19 protein-coding genes are annotated in these 20,612 nt (G+C 41.7%); 8 read left to right on the top strand and 11 right to left on the bottom strand.

What is annotated here, in order from left to right:
* The first annotated feature begins 58 nt into the window (after nt 1-58).
* The 3 genes from MHB45_RS01340 to MHB45_RS01330 all read left to right on the top strand — a co-directional run bounded on the left by MHB45_RS01340 (nt 59) and on the right by MHB45_RS01330 (nt 1,443).
* Nucleotides 59-979 (top strand): TIGR01777 family oxidoreductase, encoded by a 921-nt coding sequence (locus MHB45_RS01340; RefSeq protein WP_048685501.1) that lies wholly within the window; start codon nt 59-61, stop codon nt 977-979.
* Between the two features lie 52 nt (nt 980-1,031).
* Complete coding sequence (locus tag MHB45_RS01335) at nt 1,032-1,154, top strand: YfhE family protein (protein ID WP_081088510.1); 123 nt, start codon at nt 1,032-1,034, stop codon at nt 1,152-1,154.
* A gap of 106 nt (nt 1,155-1,260) precedes the next feature.
* Complete coding sequence (locus tag MHB45_RS01330; RefSeq protein ID WP_034306455.1) at nt 1,261-1,443, top strand: YfhD family protein; 183 nt, start codon at nt 1,261-1,263, stop codon at nt 1,441-1,443.
* 354 nt (nt 1,444-1,797) lie between these two features.
* On the opposite strand, the gene MHB45_RS01325 is transcribed toward MHB45_RS01330, so the two are convergent.
* From MHB45_RS01325 to MHB45_RS01305, 5 genes are all read right to left on the bottom strand, one after another.
* Complete coding sequence (locus tag MHB45_RS01325) at nt 1,798-3,378, bottom strand: fatty acid--CoA ligase (RefSeq protein ID WP_340907228.1); 1,581 nt, start codon at nt 3,376-3,378, stop codon at nt 1,798-1,800.
* A gap of 131 nt (nt 3,379-3,509) precedes the next feature.
* The gene (locus MHB45_RS01320) at nt 3,510-4,661 is read right to left on the bottom strand and encodes a thiolase family protein (protein WP_048685462.1); all 1,152 of its coding nucleotides are present in this window, start codon (nt 4,659-4,661) and stop codon (nt 3,510-3,512) included.
* Between the two features lie 25 nt (nt 4,662-4,686).
* Nucleotides 4,687-5,832, bottom strand: a complete 1,146-nt coding sequence (locus MHB45_RS01315; protein ID WP_202187269.1) for an acyl-CoA dehydrogenase family protein — start codon at nt 5,830-5,832, stop codon at nt 4,687-4,689.
* 80 nt (nt 5,833-5,912) lie between these two features.
* Nucleotides 5,913-6,680, bottom strand: a complete 768-nt coding sequence (locus MHB45_RS01310) for an SDR family NAD(P)-dependent oxidoreductase (protein ID WP_161921977.1) — start codon at nt 6,678-6,680, stop codon at nt 5,913-5,915.
* Between the two features lie 73 nt (nt 6,681-6,753).
* Complete coding sequence (locus MHB45_RS01305) at nt 6,754-7,149, bottom strand: MerR family transcriptional regulator (protein WP_161921978.1); 396 nt, start codon at nt 7,147-7,149, stop codon at nt 6,754-6,756.
* Between the two features lie 165 nt (nt 7,150-7,314).
* Between MHB45_RS01305 and MHB45_RS01300 the strand changes: the two genes are divergently transcribed.
* The 3 genes from MHB45_RS01300 to MHB45_RS01290 all read left to right on the top strand — a co-directional run bounded on the left by MHB45_RS01300 (nt 7,315) and on the right by MHB45_RS01290 (nt 9,315).
* Nucleotides 7,315-7,740 (top strand): universal stress protein, encoded by a 426-nt coding sequence (locus tag MHB45_RS01300; RefSeq protein ID WP_048685474.1) that lies wholly within the window; start codon nt 7,315-7,317, stop codon nt 7,738-7,740.
* A 159-nt stretch (nt 7,741-7,899) separates the two neighbouring features.
* Nucleotides 7,900-8,781 carry a cidABC operon transcriptional activator CidR gene (cidR, locus tag MHB45_RS01295; RefSeq protein WP_048685477.1) on the top strand — a complete coding sequence of 294 codons (882 nt, stop codon included), beginning with the start codon at nt 7,900-7,902 and terminating at the stop codon, nt 8,779-8,781.
* Nucleotides 8,782-8,943: 162 nt separating this feature from the next.
* Nucleotides 8,944-9,315 (top strand): hypothetical protein, encoded by a 372-nt coding sequence (locus tag MHB45_RS01290; RefSeq protein ID WP_048685483.1) that lies wholly within the window; start codon nt 8,944-8,946, stop codon nt 9,313-9,315.
* 63 nt (nt 9,316-9,378) lie between these two features.
* On the opposite strand, the gene MHB45_RS01285 is transcribed toward MHB45_RS01290, so the two are convergent.
* The 5 genes from MHB45_RS01285 to MHB45_RS01265 form a co-directional block, all read right to left on the bottom strand.
* Complete coding sequence (locus MHB45_RS01285) at nt 9,379-10,101, bottom strand: amino acid ABC transporter ATP-binding protein (RefSeq protein ID WP_048685484.1); 723 nt, start codon at nt 10,099-10,101, stop codon at nt 9,379-9,381.
* Nucleotides 10,098-10,754, bottom strand: a complete 657-nt coding sequence (locus MHB45_RS01280; protein WP_048685487.1) for an amino acid ABC transporter permease — start codon at nt 10,752-10,754, stop codon at nt 10,098-10,100. Before MHB45_RS01280 ends, MHB45_RS01285 begins: the two co-directional genes overlap by 4 nt.
* Before the next feature lie 78 nt (nt 10,755-10,832).
* Nucleotides 10,833-11,654, bottom strand: coding sequence for a basic amino acid ABC transporter substrate-binding protein (locus MHB45_RS01275; protein ID WP_034305421.1), 822 nt, complete (start codon nt 11,652-11,654; stop codon nt 10,833-10,835).
* A gap of 338 nt (nt 11,655-11,992) precedes the next feature.
* Nucleotides 11,993-13,012, bottom strand: coding sequence for an AI-2E family transporter (locus MHB45_RS01270; protein WP_048685492.1), 1,020 nt, complete (start codon nt 13,010-13,012; stop codon nt 11,993-11,995).
* A gap of 1,017 nt (nt 13,013-14,029) precedes the next feature.
* Nucleotides 14,030-14,260 carry an excisionase family DNA-binding protein gene (locus MHB45_RS01265; RefSeq protein WP_048687214.1) on the bottom strand — a complete coding sequence of 77 codons (231 nt, stop codon included), beginning with the start codon at nt 14,258-14,260 and terminating at the stop codon, nt 14,030-14,032.
* A 251-nt stretch (nt 14,261-14,511) separates the two neighbouring features.
* Between MHB45_RS01265 and MHB45_RS01260 the strand changes: the two genes are divergently transcribed.
* Both MHB45_RS01260 and MHB45_RS01255 read left to right on the top strand, forming a co-directional pair.
* A complete protein-coding gene (locus MHB45_RS01260; RefSeq protein ID WP_048687216.1) occupies nt 14,512-15,438 on the top strand; it encodes a hypothetical protein in 927 nt (308 codons plus the stop codon).
* A gap of 105 nt (nt 15,439-15,543) precedes the next feature.
* Entirely contained in the window at nt 15,544-15,792 is a 249-nt protein-coding gene (locus MHB45_RS01255) for a hypothetical protein (protein ID WP_072272412.1), read from the top strand.
* A gap of 113 nt (nt 15,793-15,905) precedes the next feature.
* Here MHB45_RS01255 and MHB45_RS01250 read toward each other — a convergent pair whose 3' ends face one another.
* Nucleotides 15,906-20,576: a hypothetical protein gene (locus MHB45_RS01250; RefSeq protein ID WP_253349047.1), complete on the bottom strand. Its 4,671-nt coding sequence runs from the start codon at nt 20,574-20,576 to the stop codon at nt 15,906-15,908.
* Nucleotides 20,577-20,612: the final 36 nt, after the last annotated feature.

Here is a 20,612-nt window from a genome sequence, read left to right as displayed (position 1 = left end):
GAAAAAAGAACATGGGCATGTTAAAGTGAAGGAAAGACAGGGAAAGGAAGTGGTTTTCATGAAAATAGCCATTGCTGGTGGAAGCGGTTTTGTCGGCACAGCCCTAATTGATGAATTATCAAAAGAGAATCATGATATATATATTTTGACCCGTCATCCCGAAAAATTTAAAAAACAGACTAATTTGACATATATCGGCTGGTTGACCAAGGAGGCAACGCCGGAAATGCACTTGGAGGGGCTCGATGTGTTCATTAACCTTGCTGGTGAATCTCTGAACAGCGGCCGTTGGACACCTGAACGAAAGCGCCGGATTGTCGAAAGCAGGATCGAGGCTTCCAAAGAGATGAACCGGATCATTTCCATACTGCCCTCTAAAGTGTCCGTCATCATTAATGCAAGTGCAATCGGATATTATGGTATTTCGGACGATGAGACCTTTACCGAAACCTCTGAATCCATTGGTGATGATTTCTTGGCCCGTACTGTTCAACTATGGGAAAAGGAAGCGGCTAAATCACGCTCTTACAGTAAAAGGTTGATCTTTACAAGATTCGGGGTGATTCTTGGAGAAAAAGACGGAGCCCTGCCAATGATGGCCTTCCCCTATAAACTATTTGGCGGAGGAAAGATTGGCAAAGGGAATCAGTGGCTTTCCTGGATTCATATCCATGACGCGGTCCGTGCAATCATCTTTTGCATGAATGATGCTAGGATAGAAGGTCCAGTCAATTTTACGGCACCGAACCCCGTTCAGATGGATACATTCGGAAAAACGATAGGAACTGTCCTGCACCGGCCCCATTGGATAACTGTCCCCCCCTTCTTCCTCAAGAAATTGTTGGGGGAAATGAGCATCCTTGTACTTGAAGGGCAAAATGTCCTTCCCACTAAACTTAAAGAGGAAGGATTCACCTTCTCCTTTCCAACCCTTAAAGAAGCCTTACAAAATATCTTAAAAGAAGATTCCCACGTATGAAAGGGTCATTTTAGGAAAAAATAGGGATATTAAGTGAATGGAGATGATCTAATTGCTCAAAAAACACGATAAAGAAAAAAGTAACTTAACTAGTACACAAGCGATTCTTTATGCCCGCGAATTTAAAAAAGCAGATCGAGCTGGTGGATATACCGAGAAGAAATCCCGTCGTTAGGTTTGGAGTTTTTTCCCTTACATTTTGAACAGCCACTCAACACAAAATAAGCTGGAGATGAAGTGAATTCATCTCCAGCTTATTCTATATTCCAGGGGGCGATAACATGGGACGAAATAACATACACCATAATCGAGATAAGAACAAACAGAAACTTCCTCAGGTTCCCAAAAACCTGAAAAGTGACGGACTTGACGTTGAATATTCTTCCGAACTGGCTGATCAGGAAGATATCGAGGCACAAGCCCGTGCAAATGCGGCTGACCGCCGTGCTCATAATCGCCGATAAGCAGAATAAACCAACTCAAGGGGCTATAAATCAGCCCCTTGGTTCTCTTTATTTACATAGCTTATCCACAACCCTGTGTATATTGTGGATATATTCTGAAAATACTGACAAAAAACAAGTCCAATAACTCACCTTATCAACATGAAAATAATGTTATTTCTGGATAACCCTGTGGATTATGTGGATAAAGGAGAGATTGGGCTAATCACGCTGCATTTTCGTTGTGGATAACTATTCTCTCTCCTTCATTTGTTCCATAAGATTATTATTTATAAAATAATTCATCCATATCTGTTTCCAGAAATTCTAAATTCCACCCCTAACTTGGTATTGCATGGCTGCTGCCCCCGGCATTTAAAGAAGGTTCCCCAAACCTTTGCCATCAACATTTTCTTCCAACTGTTTACGAAGCAAGAACTTTTGTATCTTCCCACTTGCATTCCGAGGCAGCTCATTACAGAAGATATATCTCCTTGGACGTTTATAGTTCGCCAAACTATTACTGTTCTTACACCAAGTTTCTAAATCGCTTTCGGCAAGCATTGGGTCTTTGGCTACGATGAATGCAGTTACCGTTTCCCCCCATTGATCATCTGGCTGACCAAGTACCGCACAGTCGAGAACTCCTTGATGCTCATATAGTGTATCTTCCACTTCACGCGGATAAATATTTTCCCCTCCAGAAATAATCATGTCGTCCACACGGTCCTTGACCCACAGATATCCATCTTCATCTAGGAAACCGATGTCACCGGAATGGTACCAGCCTTTGTAAAGCGCCTTTTCGGTCTCTCTATCTTTTTGAAAGTAACCCTGCATGATACACGGACCCTTTACAAGGATTTCCCCTGTTTCCCCAGGTTCCAGCATATCCTCGGGATCGGATGGCCCTTCGTCATTCGGACGGGCAATGATGATTTCATGTTCGGAACATGCCTTGCCGGCAGAACCCGCTTTCCTAATTTGATCTTCCTCCAATAGGAGAGTTATGGCCGGCCCCATTTCAGTCATTCCATAGGCTTGGATGAACTGGATGCCGAGTTTCTCCTGACAGGCACGTACAAGGGATGGAGCCATCGGGGCTGCTCCATAAAGCCCTAACTTCAAGCTCTGGAATTTATACTCCTCCAATTTTTCCTGAATGAGCATGTTCCACATCGTAGGTGCAGCAAAAAACTTGGTGACCCCCTCGGATTCAATCAGTTCCATGACCTTTTGGGGATGAAACTGATGTAATATGACATTAGCTGCACCGACCTGTACACGAGGTAAAAAAGAGCAGTGCAATTCAGCACAATGAAACATCGGTGCAGTAATCAAACCGATATCAGAGCGTTCATACTTCATGGCCTCTATTAAAATCTCGGTTTGTTTGACCATGTCTTTATGAAGGTGAATGACCCCTTTGGGACGTCCGGTAGTTCCGCTCGTATACATGATGGCATAAATATCATCTTCGTGAACTTCCACTTCATCTGGCTTTGAGGAGATACTGGCCAATTTTTGGCGGTAACCTTTGGCATACCCAGGCACATCGTCATCAATATACCAGAAGGCCATTTCCGGAAATCGCTTTTCAACCGCGGCAACGTTCGTTTCCAATTCTCGTTCGAATAGAACGACCTTTGGAGCAGCGTCGTTCAAGATGAAGGCCAACTCTTCCGGCATTAAACGGAAGTTGATCGGATTAAAGATTGCACCGATTTTTGCACAGGCAAAGAACGCTGTTGCAAGCTCTTCATTGTTGTAAAGGTATGTAGATACCCTGTCCCCTTTTCGCACCCCTTCCACTTGAAGGGCCGCCGCCAACCTATTCACCTGTTCATTCCATTGGATGTACGTATAGCGGATATTTCTTCTCACGTCGTAGATAGCTTCTTTAATGGGGAATTTCTGAACCGTCTGATCAAAGATATTTTTAATCGTTACTGACAAATCATTCTCCTCCTCAAGTAACCACCATCAACAGGAAGAATTCAGCAAAGCCTGCCGATGGTCGACTTCATCCCTTTTTCAGCTTTTACTTTCGTGCGAATTACGAATATTCATAAATGGATAGTCCAGCTTCAGTCCATTCTTTCAATGATGGTGGCATTCGCCATGCCGTGGCCTTCACACATTGTTTGCAGCCCATAACGGCCGCCCGTCCTTTCTAATTCATGGATCATGGACACCATCAATCGGGCCCCGCTGCCGCCAAGAGGATGCCCCAATGCAATCGCCCCGCCATTTGGATTCAGCTTCTTGGGGTCTGCCCCCGTTTCTTTTAGCCAGGCAATCGGTACAGGAGCGAAAGCCTCGTTCACTTCAAAGATATCTATATCATCAATTGTAAGACCCGCTTTTTCCAAAGCTTTTTGGGTGGCGGGAATCGGTCCCGTTAGCATCAGGGTGGGATCTGAACCGACAACAACCCGTGTATGCACTTTAAAGCGCGGTTTCAATCCAAGTTCTTCTGCTTTACTGCGTTCCATCAATAATAAAGCGGCAGCACCGTCACTGATCTGACTAGAGTTCCCTGCATGGATTAAACCGCCTTCTTGAAATGCCGGTTTCAATCCAGCCAGCACTTCAAGCGTAGTTCCGCTCCTTGGGCCTTGATCTTCCGTAACTTCGATTTGATTTCCTTCTTTATCAGTACCCGTTACTGATATCATTTCACGGTTAAAATGTCCTTCTTTTTGAGCACGTATTGCCTTGGCATGACTTTCAACGGAAAACCGATCACAATCTTCACGTGTTATTCCCCACTTATCTGCGATTCTTTCAGCTGATAAACCTTGGTTGATCACCTCGTAAAGGTCCATATACTTTTGGCTTGTTACAGCACCTTGAAGATTTGACCCCATGGGAACTCGTGACATGTTTTCCACTCCGCCTGCCACTACCACATCCATATCACCCGACAGGATGGCCTGGGAAGCAAAATGGACTGCCTGCTGACTTGATCCGCATTGACGGTCAATCGTCGTTCCCGGCACTTCAATCGGAAATCCGGCTATCAGTGCGGCAACCCTTGCTATATCACCAGCCTGTTCGCCCGACTGTGAAACACAACCTAAAATGACATCATCGACAATGGCAGGTTCGATGCCCGCCTTTTCAATCAGCTTCTTCAATACTTCCCCTGCCAGGTCATCAGGGCGAACATCTTTCAAGACACCGTTCCTTCTGCCTACCGGCGTGCGAATTCCTTCAACGATAACCACTTCCCGCATATACTCTCTCCCCTTCTGATCTTTATTATAGGCCCAGATTCTTAGCGATGATTTTCTTCATGATTTCATTTGTGCCGGCATAGATGCTTGCTACCGGAACATCCCGATACCTTCTGGCAATTTTGTATTCCTCCATATATCCATAACCGCCATGGAGCTGCATGCATTCAATGGATATTTTTCTGGCAGTCTCCGTCAAACGCCATTTCGCCATCGAAACTTCCGTTACAACCTGTTCACCAGCCATATGTTTGGTGATCAATTGATCTAGGAAGGCACGCCCCATTTTAATCTCCGTGGCCATTTCCGCGATTTTGAATTGAGTATTTTGAAACTGACTTACAGATTTTCCGAACGCTTCCCTGCCCTTCACATACTCAATCGTATCGTCCAGCATATCCTCAGACGCTGTTTGAGCACAAATTGCCACCACAAGGCGTTCCTGCTGCAGTTTTTCCATTAAATAAATAAACCCCTTGCCTTCTTCACCAAGCAGGTTTTCCTTTGGAACACGGCAATCCTCGAAGATGAGTTCTGCTGTATCCTGACTGTGCAAGCCAAGTTTCTTCAGTTTCCTCCCCCTGGAAAACCCGGGTGTATCCCTTTCGACCACGACTAAGCTAACGCCTTTATGTTTCGGAACGGCGCTGGGATCCGTTTTACAGGCAACAATGATCAAATCCGAATGAATGCCATTTGTGATGAATGTCTTTTGACCATTTAATATGTAATGATCTCCATCCAAAATGGCAGTCGTTTTAATATTGGCCAAATCCGAACCTGTACCAGGCTCTGTCATGGCAATGGCTGTAATGATTTCCCCTGTCGTGCATTTAGGAAGCCAGCGCTGTTTCTGCGACTCATTTCCGTAGGCGGAAATATACGGTACCGTGATGTCACTGTGAAGTCCGAAACCAATGAACCCAGAACCAACTCTTTCCAATTCTTCATTAATTATAACGGCAAAGCCCCAATCTACCCCGGAACCCCCATAATCTTCTTCAAGGTCCGGACATAGAAAACCCTGTTCCCCCATTTTCACCCAAAAAGACCGGGGAATGATCCTCTCTTCTTCCCATCGTTCATAGTGGGGAACTGCTTCTTTCTCTAAAAACTTTCGGAAGGACATACGGAAAATTTCATGTTCTTCACTTAGGTATGGATGCTTCATCTGTTTTATCTCCTCTCCATTCCTTTGTCGGAGGCTCTTTTTCTAGATTTACAATGGTTTGCCCTGAAGGGATTGACAACTTACCTTGGTGACATTCTAATGGCCCCATCCAGTCTGATGGTTTCCCCATTCAGCATTGGATTCGTTATGATGCTTTCCGTTAGTTTAGCGTACTCTTCTGGATACCCGAGCCTTGATGGGAATGGCACGGTTTTCCCTAATGACGTCCTGGCTTCTTCAGGTAATGAATCGAACATCGGTGTATGGAATAGACCCGGTGCAATCGATACGACACGTATCCCTTTGATGGCAAGCTCCCTCGCGATTGGCAGAGTCATGCCGACAATCCCTCCCTTTGAGGCACTATATGCGGCTTGTCCGATTTGTCCTTCAAAGGCTGCGACCGAAGCTGTATTGATGAAGACTCCTCGCTCCCCCTCTTGATTCGGTTCATTTTCGACCATTTTTTCCGCTGCAAGCCGGATTACATTAAATGTACCGACCAAATTGATTTGCACGACTTTTGAGAACGCTTTCAATTCATGTATGCCTTTCCTGCCTATGACCTTCTCTGCAATGGCAATGCCTGCACAGTTGATGACAGTATTGATGCTACCGAATTTTTTTATTCCTTCATCCAATGCTACCGATACGCTATCTTCACTAGTTACATCCGTTTTAATAAACAGGACCGAATCTCCCAACTCCTGAGCCATTTTAGCGCCATTTTCCTCCGAGAGGTCAAATATGACCGCTTTTCCACCTTTTTTAATGATGTTTCTTACTGTCGCCGCTCCCAGACCTGAAGCACCGCCTGTCACAACTGCAATGGTTTCTTGAATTTCCAAATTCTCACCCCATCTGTTTCTAGAATATATATTCATCTTTCACTATCATCAAAACCTATTTTCAAGATTAATTTCACCGCTTACCTGTTTTATCGTTTATTTTCAACTCATGAAGGGTTTCGGTAAAGCTTTTGATTACCTGTTCAAAATCCTGCTTCAACCCATTCAGCTCTTTAATTCGTTCATTAAGTTCGTTTAACTTCTGTCCTGCAGTTTCAATCGTTTTTTCCAATTGCTTAATGCCTGTCCTATCCTTATCGAATAAAAGGACTATATCCTTTATTTCCACTAACGAAAAACCATACTTCTTACCGCGCATTATGATTTTGAGCTGTGCATATTCTTTCTTTCCATAAACTCTTTTTCCCGTTTCGGTACGCATTGGCCTAAGCATACCCAGTTCCTCATAATAACGGAGTGTCCTTGTCGTCAATCCGAATTCTTTTGCTAACTCAGAAATGGTGTACATGTTAAAACCACACTTTGCAAAGGGATTATTTACCTTTATTTTAACATTAACGTTAACGTAAACTTCAATGAAATATTCACAAAATTTATAATATATGAAACTGCATGAAAGATTTATATTGATATACTATGGGTATATGCTTTTATAGAAGGGAATGATCGATCAATGCTATGTTCAAAAATATTAGTTGCTTATGATGAATCTGAATTGGCACTTAAGTCTTTAGAAAAAGCGATTGAATTAGCGAAGCTGGATCCCGCTATCGAAATCCAGGTGCTTCACGCTGTTACACTGCCAATCAAGCCAAATATATATGGCAATGCTTTTCAGGAAATTGAAGAATCCATGCTTAAGTATGGCAAGGAAGTGATTAAAAAAGCGGAAGCGCTTTTATCCGAAATCCCGAATGCATCCCAAACATTTGTCGTAGAAGGTTCAGCCATCACGACTTTATTGGAACATGCAAAATCCGAGAATTGTGACCTTATTATCATGGGCAGCCGCGGATTGAGCGGCTTCAAGGAATTCCTGGGCAGCGTGAGCCACTATATCGTTCAACATTCTCCAGTTCCTGTCTTGTTGGTCAAATAAAATTTACGGCAGATATGGCCAGCCCCTTCATAAGCTGGGTTCCCCTTTGGAATCCAGCTTATTTATGCGTTCATGAACTCCAAACTTATCATGTTTTACAAACACTTCCGTTTACGGGTAAAATGAAACTAATTTCAAACGAGGATAACAGGTGACGCAATGGATATTAAACATTTGCAATACTTTATAGAGGTTGCCAATTTCAATAGCTTCACTCGGGCTGCCGATCATTTATTCATTACCCAGCCGACCATCAGCAAGATGATCAAAAACCTGGAAACCGAGCTAGGTGTTGAGCTTTTTGATCGTTCACGTAAGCAACTGATCTTGACCGATGCAGGCAGGGTTGTCTTAGAGCAGGCAAAATTGATCGATAAGGCCTTTCACAATTTAGAAACGGAAATGGACAATTTATTAGGTTTAAAAAAGGGACATATACGCATCGGGCTGCCGCCGATCATCGAGGCTTCTTTCTTCCCCCGAATTCTTAGCCGTTTTCACCAGGACTATCCCAATATCACCTTTCAATTAGTAGAGGATGGTTCAAAGAAAATAGAAGAATCCGTCCAAAATGATTTAATCGATATAGGCGTAATAGTCCTGCCAACCAACAACACGCTTTTTCACCATTTTGCTTTTTTGGAAGAAGACATCAACTTGATAGTTCATCCCTCCCATCCCCATGCTTGTGGGAAAGAAATTGATTTGGCCGACTTGGAAAATGAATCTTTCATCTTATTCAATAAAGATTACGTCCTTCGAGACCTCATCATTTCATCCTGTAATGAAGCTGGTTTTTCTCCACATATCGTTACTGAAAGCTCACGTTGGGATTTTATTGAGGAAATGGTTTACTGTAAACTTGGCGTTGCTCTATTACCGGAAAGCTTATGCCGCCATGATGAACGCATAAAGACAATCAAGGTTAGAAACCCCTCCATTAGTTGGAATTTAGGATTCATATGGAGTAAGGACCATTACCTTTCATACGCTGCAAAAGAATGGCTGAAATATACTAGGGAAGCATTGTCCCATAAGTAGTGGATTATCCAGCATGATTGATGTAAGCACTATCATAGATTTGGGTTATGCACATGATAACATCTAACCATTTTACAATCCGTTACGGCGGGGGTAGACTAGTATTAGTAAAAAGCACGTTGAATGCTGATGGATTCCATATGTTCTAAAAAGGAGATATTCATGATCACTTTATCTAATGTCGATGAGTTACAGGCATCAGAAGCAGCTCTGGAGAAAATTAAATATTCATACCCCGAACTATTTAATAAACTGCTCCATGTCGTTGCCTTAACACGGGCTCTTCAATTTAAATATCAATTTATGGGCACATTAATCATGGATGAAAACCCTAACGAATACACCCCTGAATTCGTTATGCCCTCCATTATCGAATTATATATAGAGGAAGTTCAAAAGTTAAAGGATGATCCGAATATCCAGGTATTACTTCAGACCTTCTCCCAAAGTAAAAATATTGGATATGCCAAAATCAGTATGCTTGTGCTCGGTAAAAGCCCTGAATCGCTTTTAGGCGCTTCATGCATCAAATGAAGCCCCCTGATATGCCCCGAAAAAAAACCTCCCATAATGGAAGGTTTTTTTCTTTACGTGTAATTAAAGCACTTTACTCAAAAAGGCTTTAGTTCTTTCCTGCTGGGGATTATTAAAAATCTCACTAGGAATATTTTCTTCGATAATATAACCTTCGTCCATGAAAATCACGCGATCTCCAACTTCTTTTGCAAACCCCATCTCATGGGTCACAACTACCATGGTCATGCCTTCCTTAGCCAGTTGCTTCATGACCTCAAGGACTTCACCGACCATTTCCGGATCCAGGGCGGAAGTGGGCTCGTCGAATAGCATGATTTTGGGTTCCATCGCCAACGCCCTTGCAATTGCGACGCGTTGCTTTTGTCCCCCTGATAATGAATCCGGATATGCGTTCGCTTTCTCTGCAAGTCCGACTTTCTTAAGCAGTTCCATCCCTCTTTGGGATGCCTGTTCTTTGGATATCTTGCGGACCTTTATCGGTGCCAGCATTATATTCTCAAGAACAGTCTTATGTGGAAATAAGTTAAAATGCTGAAATACCATGCCAACTTCCGTCCGGACTTTATTGATATTGACCTTCTTGTCTGTCGTATCAAGCCCTTCAATGAAAATATGGCCTCCCGTTATCGTTTCAAGTTGATTGATGCATCTGAGAAAAGTGGATTTACCCGATCCAGAAGGACCAATTACCACGACTACTTCCCGAGGGGAAACGATTGCATTGATATTTTTCAATACATCATTTTCGCCAAATGACTTCTTTAGATTCTCCACCTTTATCATTCTGTTTTCAACCTTCTTTCGAGTCTATTTAATACGAAACTTAAAATGAGGGTCAGGAATAGATAAATGAAGGCACAAGCCAAGTATGGCTCCCACACTTTAAAGTACTGACTCCCCATCGCTTTCCCCCAATACATTAATTCCGGGGCAGCAATGACACAAAGCAGGGATGAATCCTTCAATAATACGATGAATTCATTTCCTAACGGAGGAATCATTCGTTTGAAAGCTTGAGGCAATACAACATGTATCATTGTTTGGGCATGGGTCATCCCCAATGAACGCGCCCCTTCCATTTGCCCTTTATCGATGGATTGAATGCCCGCCCGGAAAATTTCTGCGATATACGCGGCTGCATTTAACGATAAAGCAATGACACCGGCGGTTACTGCATTCGTTTCCCCGGTAAAAAAGGGCACGATTCCAAAATGGATTAAAAAGATTTGAACTAAAAGCGGTGTTCCGCGAAAAACCGTGACATATCCGTAAAAAGGAAGGGCAAGCACTTTGTTTCTCATGATTTTCCCTAAACCGATCAATAACCCCAAAAAGGTTCCGATCAGGATGGAGGAAACCGAAAGCCCAATAGTAAGCAATGTCCCTTTTAATAAGAAAGGAGCATATTCAAAAATAATATCCCAGCGAAAACTCATTTCGTTCCCCTCCTAAAGACCAAAAAAACTGCGTAACTTCACACGTAAAGTTACGCAATCTTTTACTATCCATTTGTTTTATTGTTGTGCTTTCAACGTTTCAATATCTGGGTCAGTACCAAACCACTCTTTATAAATTTCTGCATATTTCCCATTTTCATAAATGGCATTCACGGCTTTATCGAACTCCGATTTCAATTCACTGCCTTTTGGGAACATAAGACCATAAAACTCCTCATTGAAACTTTTGCTGTCTTCAACGACTTTCAGTTTTTGATCGGGGTTATTTTTCACATATTCTTCAACAACTGTATTATCAGCTACGACAGCCGATGCTCCGCCTTTCAGTAATTCCTGAATGGCCAGGTTATTATTTTCGAATTTTTTGATATCCTTGTGATTCTTTCCAAGGAGTTTCTCTACCGCTTCCTGTCCAGTTGTACCGGTCTGAACGGCAATGACGTTTCCTTTCAATTCATCTCCAGATTTTATATCACTATCCTCAGGAACGAGAATTTTGTTTGTGGATAAGAAATACGGAACCGAGAAGTCATAAGATTGTTTTCTTTCGTCATTCACTGTAATCGCAGATATGGCGACATCCGCTCTCTTACCTTCGATTTCAACAAAAATCGGATCCCAACCGACACTTTCCAATTTAACTTCATATCCCGCTTCTTTTGCAACGGCATTGATGAAATCAACATCGAATCCTACAATCTTATCGCCTTCAAGATATTCAAATGGAGCATAGTTGGCGTCAGTCACGATCCTGAGTGTTTTCCCATTAGACTCTTCTTCTTTACCAGTTGTCGAGACTTCCTTATCCTTCCCGCATCCTGTCATGACTAGTAACAAGGAAGCAACCATGGCAAACACTAAAAAAGAAACCTTTTTCAAAATAATCCCCTCTTCTCTCTCGTAAACTCTCTTTTTTGAAAAAAACAGATAAATCTAACTTTAGAGAACTTTCAGTATATTCTTTTAAGAATATTATACGTTTATTTGTTTTTTTATGCAATAAAAAGTCGATAAATAACTTTAGTAAAATAAAATTTTAATCAATTAACTCGGTAAATTAAAAACGCAACTGTGCTCTAATGGGGAAAGAGGCCACTTTCTCCCCTTCACTCGAATTAATGGATATTATATTGAAAACAGATAGTGCCACCATTCAAAAGATTTAATGGAACAAAAATAAGCAGCGGCCATATTAGCGGCTGCTGCTTAAATGATTATTATGGGACTTCCGTATTCCCCTCTTCAATATCCAACATATCCAACAGGAAGATGAATATCGGTATTCCGATGATCAATCCCCATATCCCAAGGAAATGCTCGGAAAACAATAGGATGATGAAGGTGAAAAATGTTGGAAGATTCGTTTTTGCCGACATGAATTTCGGATTTAAAATATAGCTTTCAATTGCATGGATCACAACAATCATGATTAATACGGCAATCACTTTGGGCATGCCGCCGATGCTATAGGCAATCATGCTAAGCGGGATGAGGGAGATGATGACCCCTGCAACCGGAATCAAACCAAGGAAGAAAATCATGATTCCTAGACCAAGTAACTGCGGGAAGCCAAGAATCCATAAGAAAGTTACGGATAGGACAGCATTCGTAATGGCTATCAAGAACTGGACCTCAATTACCTTTCCGAATGAATTGATGAATTTGACGCCAAAGTGGCTTAAGTTTATAAAGAAAGATTTAAATTTGGCCCGCTTGAATTTAGAAGTGAAACGAATGATTTTATCTTTTTCCAATAAGAAAAATAGACTAAGCAACATGGAAATGAAAATTTGAAATGCCAGTTTACCGAAATCGGATATATAAAGATAGAGTGTATTCATCTGTGTTTGAAGATCGAGCGGCGATCGCAGCTCGTTCATTATATTAATGGCATATTGAATGACCCTGCTATCTGGTGGATGTTGAAAGAAGAAAACGATCTGTGTCACTAATTCCGTGAATTGTAACGTAATGACCGGTAGGTATTTATAAAGAACGATGGCTAAACAAGAAATGACGACTGCATATAAAAAGCTTATAACAACCTTGGAGTTGATATGCATTACTTTATTCAGCCGAATCATGATAAATTGCTCCAGCCTTCCCATCAGGAAAGTGAAAACAAATGTGAATAACACGATATTAACCATACTGCCGATGCTTATTAAAAAGAGAACTAACACAATTAATGTAATTAACCTTGAAAAACCTTCGCTTTGCAAATAATCTTTTACCACTTACTTATCTCCTAACTACCATTCTGCCGTGATAATTCCTATTACCTTTCATTTTACACGGAATTGAAGGATTCTACTACAATTACCTTCCATTGACAACAAAATTATTTGAATGATCAGTAAGGCCCCTGATGCAGACGTAGTTAAGACCTTTTTCGGAAATTCGACCATTACTTTCACAGCCATTTCCTGCATGAAAAAACATTTGCCAAATCGGTAGATGCCAGACCTTGGACAACTCACTGAAAATACGATTTTTTATTGGTTTGTACAATTTGGACGTTGATTTCCGCTCCAGGCACTCGCTTTCCGCGGGCGGTCGCGGAGCCTCCTCGGCTTGCGCCTGCGGTGTCTCCCCTAGACGCGCTTTTCTAAGCAGGATTCTCGTACCTTTTGCTCCAATCAACTCTGTATAAAATTTAAATAGAACCATACCTATGGAGTTGAAGGTGTTGTTCAATTGGTTCGGGAGCTTCACTTGATGAAAGATATGTTTCAGGACCCCTTTTATCTACAAACTAAAGCTGAGGCTAAGGCCTCAGCTTTTTTTTATGGCTGTACAATTTGGACGTTGATTTCCGCTCCAGGCACTCGCTTTCCGCGGGCGGTCGCGAAGCCTCCTCGGCTTGCGCCTGCGGTGTCTCCCCTAGACGCGCTTTTCTAAGCAGGAGTCTCGTACCTTTTGCTCCAATCAACTCTGTATAAAATTTAAATAGAACCATACCTATGGAGTTGAAGGTGTTGCTTGGGATCAATAGGTCCGGAACTTCACTTTGATGAAAGATATGTTTTCCGGGCCCCCTTCTATCTACAAGCAAAAGCTGAGGCTATGGCCTCAGCTTTTGTTATGGCTGTACAATTTGGACGTTGATTTCCGCTCCAGGCACTCGCTTTCCACGGGCGGTCGGAGCCTCCTCAGCTTGAGCCTGTGGTGTCTTACCCTAGACGCGCTTTTCTAAGCAGGAGTCTCGTACCTTCCTCCTTTTTGAAACTCAACATCTGCCAAATGGACAGATGCTAATCTTCATCTTTCACATCGATATCTTCGGGAATGGGTTCGTTATAATAATCCGCTAAATCCTTCTTATATTTCTCCATCTGTTCAAGATGCATATTAAATTGATCTTTAAAAATCAAATGCTGCTCACCATCATGAACGGTGCGAATTTTATTTTGAACGATTAAACTTTCTATATAAGATTCCGGCATCGATAGATATTCCGCAGTCTCTTTTACTGTCAAGTACATGCCTTCACCCCTTTTCCCCTCTAACTATACTAGATATGAGGCATTATTTGAAGCGCTTGATTTTTAACTGAAAACCCCTTACATGCCAAGGAAAGGACGATACCCGATTCAGGGTATTGTCATGCAACCTCACGAGATTAATCAATTTCCGCCAACGGAACATTTTAGATAAAACAACTTACAATCCCTTCCATTAACATGTAAGATAATGTTAAAGCAATATATCCATAGATTAAGAGGAGTGGACAAAGATGACCTTCTTTTATGTCATTCTTGCGGCAATTTTTGCTGTTTTCCTGGTCAATTTCGTTAAAGGGCTAAGTGAACCGGCTAAAATGGAACGCTATCAAAATGAATTCCGTAAATACCATGGTGAAACTTTAGATCTTCATGCAACGGAAATCGTTTCAGAAGCATTGATAGAAAAGCTTAATAAAGCACTGGATTTCGATTATATGGAAAAGGTCAATACTGAATTCCGCCTGAAGCATCCACGGGACTCACAGTTAAAGGTCAATCAGGCCTGGCGTGAATTGAAACGCTATTTGATTATGGCTGCAGTGTTTGGAAAAGTTGAAATGTTTAATTCAGTCATCGATGAGTTATGGCATATCATGCTGAACTATAGACAGGAATATGATGAGTTTTGCCAGGTTTTCATCGGTAGGACCATTCAGCACCATCCTCATTCAGAACCTGTTTTCAAACCCGATGAGCGCACTCTATTTGACTTTTACTATGTACAGCTATTTACGGTGGACTCCCATTCCATTCAAAAATGGGGCAAATTTTTCAAACATGATAAAGGGCTAACGCTTCTCCGCGATTTTGAAACGTTGGAGCTGGAGCAGTTAAAAGAGAAATATATGCGGAAACCGACAAGTATACAGGCGGAACGGACCTTTGAAGCCTTCACTTCACAATTTAAAGAAAATCGCCCCATGACAGAATTGAATTGGCGGAAAACGTACGATCAGACTGACTACGCAGCTCCTGCCTATTTCACTTATGCAAGCACCGATGATTTTGACAGCGAATTTAAAGATATATTCGGGAATGAACCGAACACAGTTTCCTCCGGTTCCGGCCATGCCGATCATGGTGGCCATACCGGTTCCCATGACAGCAGTTCTGATTCCTCTTCCAGCTGTTCTTCATGCAGTTCTTGTTCGTCTTGAGCTTTTCGCTTGGAGAAATCCAAGCGTTTTTGTATACACAAGCATTAGATGAACTGATTGATCGTGCTTAGTTTTTCACTCAATTCTAAAGGAGTTACAACTGATATGGGTGATAATGAGATCCGAAAATTCAGACCAGTTTTTGTCTATGCAAATTTCGAAAGCAAAAAAAAATTAATGCAAGGTTTAACTGAAGATCGAGTGAAATTGATTCAAGAACTAGAAAAATACAGAAATGTCCTATCACCATTTTTAATTAATGTTTTGCAAACTAATATAGATCAGTGGGAAATAGAAATTCATGATTGGGATGAGGAAATAAAAAAAATAGAAGCAGAGAAAGAGAGCTTTTAAGTACTCTCGGTTCACAGGCAAAAGGGGTTCGGAATTAATAAATTCCGAACTCCTTTTAATTTTCGTCCAAGGTTAAGAGCTTGGGTATCTGACGCATTCCATTTTCTTCTTCATTAATTCCACCGATTGAACCAATTCTTGATCCTTTGTTTATTTTTCTCAAGAACCTCCTTAGAGGTCCTGTTGTCTTTTTGTTTTTTCCATTCAAAGAAAGATGCAATTCCGATAAGCAGCCCTCCGCCGATGATTAAATACAGCCACCATGGCATCTCGCCCCACATCGAATTGGTATTCATATAGACATTGAATAAAATCGTCCCAGTTCCAGCGATGAAATAGGATTTGTATTTCATCATGAATCCAAAGAGCATTGCTGCCAATGACACGGTTCCGATAATGAGGGCATCATATAAGGTGTTTCCTGCCATTGCATCAATGATCAGGGCTAAAAACAAAAGGAAAACAATACCACTTTCGATATATTGTGTAATTTTGCCTTTAACAAAGATTTTCCTCAGCAGAGTGGTGCTGACAATGAACAGCGGCAGAATATTCACCTCCTCCTCAAGTACAGGAGGGATCGTGAGCTGATCGACAATGACCCAATACGGATATAGACTGAACAAAACCGCAGCTGCCAACTGGGATTTTCTTTCGAACATCCCTGTCGTCGTGCTTCTCATCAAAATGAAATAGGCCGGAATCAGAAGTGCCGCGATGATTTCCAAAATGAAATGTGCCGGTCCCCCTGTCAAAACATCCATGTTCATGGCAATAAGAAACAACAGACCATAGACTCTGTAAAAATCCAATTTAAGTCCTGCCCCGCCTTTATCAAGCAAGCCTTTAAAGTATTTCTTGCTTAGCAAGACCATTATGGCCGTACACCCAAAAAGGACTGCCGTTCCAACGAAAGGCTGCAATGTGTCCGCGTACATGATGATGATCCAATACGGATACAAACTGAGAATTCCCGTCAGCCAAACGTAGATGCCCTTTTCTTTTACATCCTTTGTGAAACTTCCAATCAAGATGAAGTAAACCGTGATCAAGAGCGATACAAAAACTTCGAGTAACTGGGTCAATGTTTCAGTTGCTGGGAATCCCCGATTCATGGCCAGTAAAAACAGCAGGCCATATATCCTGTATGCATCGATGGTCATACCTGCTTCTTCCTTTTTGATTAAACCATCGAAATAACGCCGGCTTAAAAGCAGCATCCCTGACATACAGCCGAAAAGGAACAGCAAGCCCATTACAACCGATAGGCTGTCGGCATAGCCGACGATGATCAGGAAGGGATACAGACTGACTAGTGCAGCAATATTGGAATGAATTTTCCTTTCTAGCTTTTCCGCTGTCAAGCTTCTCATGAAAATGAAATAAGCGGTTAACAGAAGCGATACAAAGACTTGGAGTAACTGATGTTTAGTATCGTTAAAAACCTCCGCATTCATATCGATCAAAAAGAATAAACCATAAATCCTGAAAGGATCAAAGCTGATGATGCCTGATCCGTTTTTCTTGAGTGAACCGCTGGAATACAGCCTGCTTAACAACAACATTCCTGCCATACAGCCAAAAAGAACAGCCAAACTCGTGACGATTGGGAGTGTATGGGCATAAACTATGATATTGATGAAGGGGACAAGGCCGATGATTGCCGCTATTCCCGAGTAAATGCTTTTTTCTTTCTTATAGATTGTGAATCTTCCCATCAGGATGAAGTAGCTAGGCAACAGCAGGGAAACAAAAATCCCCAAAATCGCAGAAGCTGTATCGCTCATAAACACTTCCAGATTCAGAGTACACAGATATAACAAGCCAAAAATCCGATAATGATCAATGACTCTCTTCGTTCCCTCTTGGTTGAGCAATCCTTTGAAAAGGCGTCTGCTAGCCATCAACATCACAACCATACATACAGACAATACGATAATCGCCATAACCAGAGGCAATGTATTTACATACATACTATAGAAGATGAACGCCAGGCCTAGAGGAACCGCAACATAGTTCCGCCAATTCCTTTGCATGAGCAGATACCAGGCAAACAAGAGCTGTACAGTCATCACTCCTACCCAGACTGACTCGCGGTTAAGTGGAAAGCCCCGGATCGCCGTTTCAAAAATGGATATGCTTATCCCTAAATGAATGAATGGAATAAGGTAATACTCCATGATGCCTTTCCAATTCTTATTGGATAACCCCCACAGAATGGTTATGAGTCCTGCTGTAATCATCATGCATATTGATGTAATGAATACTATTTGCTCCATGTTTACCACAAATAAATGGACCTGTAGGAAAAGGACTGAAAACCCTAGGTACGTAAAAACGTATTTTTCCCATTTAACATGCGCCCTTAAAGCACTCAAAATATAAATCGACAGTTGTGCAACATATAGTAACGGTGAGCTTTCCGTAAAAATAATGAGCAAATATCCAACAGGAATCGCCAGTAAATTGGCAAGGTGACTTGCGTAAAAGAAATACAGTTTCCCACTTTTCGAATATTTCCCAAGCCATTCTCCTAATAGGAAAAAGGTAATGGGGCCGAGCAACACGAACGCAATCCTCAGTACCATTGATGCAAAATCAAAAACATCGTAGAGTGAAGCATATAAGCTGGCACTTGTAATCACGACAGGCACCCAGAATATTTGCTTCCGATGGATATGGACGGACCAGCCGTTTATTGCAGTAGCTACGGCAATCACTCCGCTTGCCTCCAAAGGATTTTGTGAATCGAATGGAATCGATATCAAGGAAAGGAAAGAAAGAATCTGCCCGCTATATGCAAAAACTGGAAAGAGTTTATAGTATCCCTTTTTAAATGTGTAAGCTGCACCGATGGAAACCAGTGAAACACCCATTAAATAGACGCTGAGCGGGAAATTTGACCGAACCCATTCTAAACTCTCCGTCAAATATGGATAGAAAGCAACCAAAGCTAGTACGAAAGTGATTGGAAATCCGTATAAGGCATTTTCCTTCATATTCTTTGTTTCGTCTTTTATATAGGTGATGAAGAAAAGCCCAGAGATCATGGCGAGAGCCGCACTAACTGCAAGCCAATCCATTTCGCTGAATTTAATGGTCAGAATCACTAACATGATCATTGGGGAGATAAGTAAGGTACTCTTCCTAAACAGGATGTACCTTGGGTGACGATTATATAAATATACTCCAAGATATTGAACGACCTGAATAACAAATAACAGATTTAAAATGGTAGAAAAAGAGATTGGCAAGGCAAAGAAAAGGTATAGTAACGCTAAGTCGAAAATAACAACAGCCGGGTACGTGAGGCTTGAGTTTCTCGATTGAAGGGAAACATAGGCAAGCTGGGCGGATAATAACATGAGCGCGACGAATATTTGCGCATAGTTCTCCTGGTACACCATCGCGTTACTATATAAGAAAACGATCCCGCTCTCAATCAAACTGGTAATCATGAAGTGCTTCGAAAGCTTAGTTCTTTTGGCTTTAGCCAGATATTTCGATAGCATGGTAAAAATGATTGGAACAAGTGCAAATGCAATGATCATGTACTCACTTATAAACGAGTTATAAACTAGATGGATATATCCATACGTGAAAACGGCGCTAAAAGCCATTTCATAATATTTTTTTTTGAATTTGACCGAAATAATTAAAAACAAAACAGAAAAGACCATCAACGTTAGCGAATACACCAAGTTGCTTGAAACTAACGTCAGGATCACAAAGGTCTCCACGATAATCTTAAACTGGATAAATTGAAAAATGAATGGCTTGAATAACGTTAATGCTTTTTGATTTTTCAATTGCTCAATATTCCCTAATAGCAATAAATTAAGAACGCCAATCGCCAAAAACATCCACTCGATAGTCGGCGTCACAAAAGCCAATCCGAAATAGCAGGTAATGGCAAAAGTGAATATTGAAATGAAAATGAATATTTTCGACTTGAAGTAGTCAGCAATCTTACAATAAATGGCTAAGCAGAGTAATCCCCCAATAAACCCCAGAAGCCCCCGCCCCCCACCATTAAGTGAAAGGTACTCTCCAAAAATCCGATAATATGAAGCTGATAAAATCGTAATCGGAATGAATAAACCCGCTAGCGTCAGGAATGCAAAAGAGGTCTGTTCAATTTTCAGTTTCGAAGCGATGAAGGCCATCCCTGCAAAAATGACGGATACCATTCCAATGAAGAGAACTTTCAGGACCGCATTCAGATCCCCCCATGAAGTGGTTGCTAAAATCAACCCGCCAAACAGAAGCAATATGACCCCAGTGAGCAGGATGACAGAAATATTCCGTTCCCTGATTTGTTCAGGTGTTTTCTTCGGCTTTACCGGTTTTACCGGTTTCTCCCGCTTGATGGCCTGCTTTTGAATAACCGGTTTCCTATCATTGATCTCCTTGACAGGTTCAAGGCTCTCCTCGAAACCAGATTCAATAGGCGCATACCCGGCCTTCTCATCTTTCATTATCGATTCATTCAATCCACTGGATTCCCGTAATTGGAATGAAGATTCTTCGATCAGGCTATCCTGAATCCTCTTATCGGCACTTTCACCGATTATCGTTTCAGTTCCATGGGTGGATTTCTTCTTTTCTTGCTCTAAGCGCTTTTGTTTATGGAGGGCTAATTGGAAATGCCGATTGTAAGCCCTGCTAATCCGGATATATTCTGATTTAGGGATGAGCCGCCTTTCCCATAAAACATCCAGCTCTTCTTGGAAAATACGCTTCCTTCTTTCTAATGTCATTTCTTCGTTTGAAGAGTCATTCATTCCAAGCTTCCCCTTCCTTCAAATAGACCTTCTATC

The sequence above is a fragment of the Peribacillus sp. FSL K6-5616 genome (assembly GCF_038008245.1).
GTDB classification, from domain to species: Bacteria; Bacillota; Bacilli; order Bacillales; family DSM-1321; genus Peribacillus; species Peribacillus frigoritolerans.
Note: the sequence above shows the minus strand (reverse complement) of the source record. Positions and strands in the feature narration are given on the sequence as shown.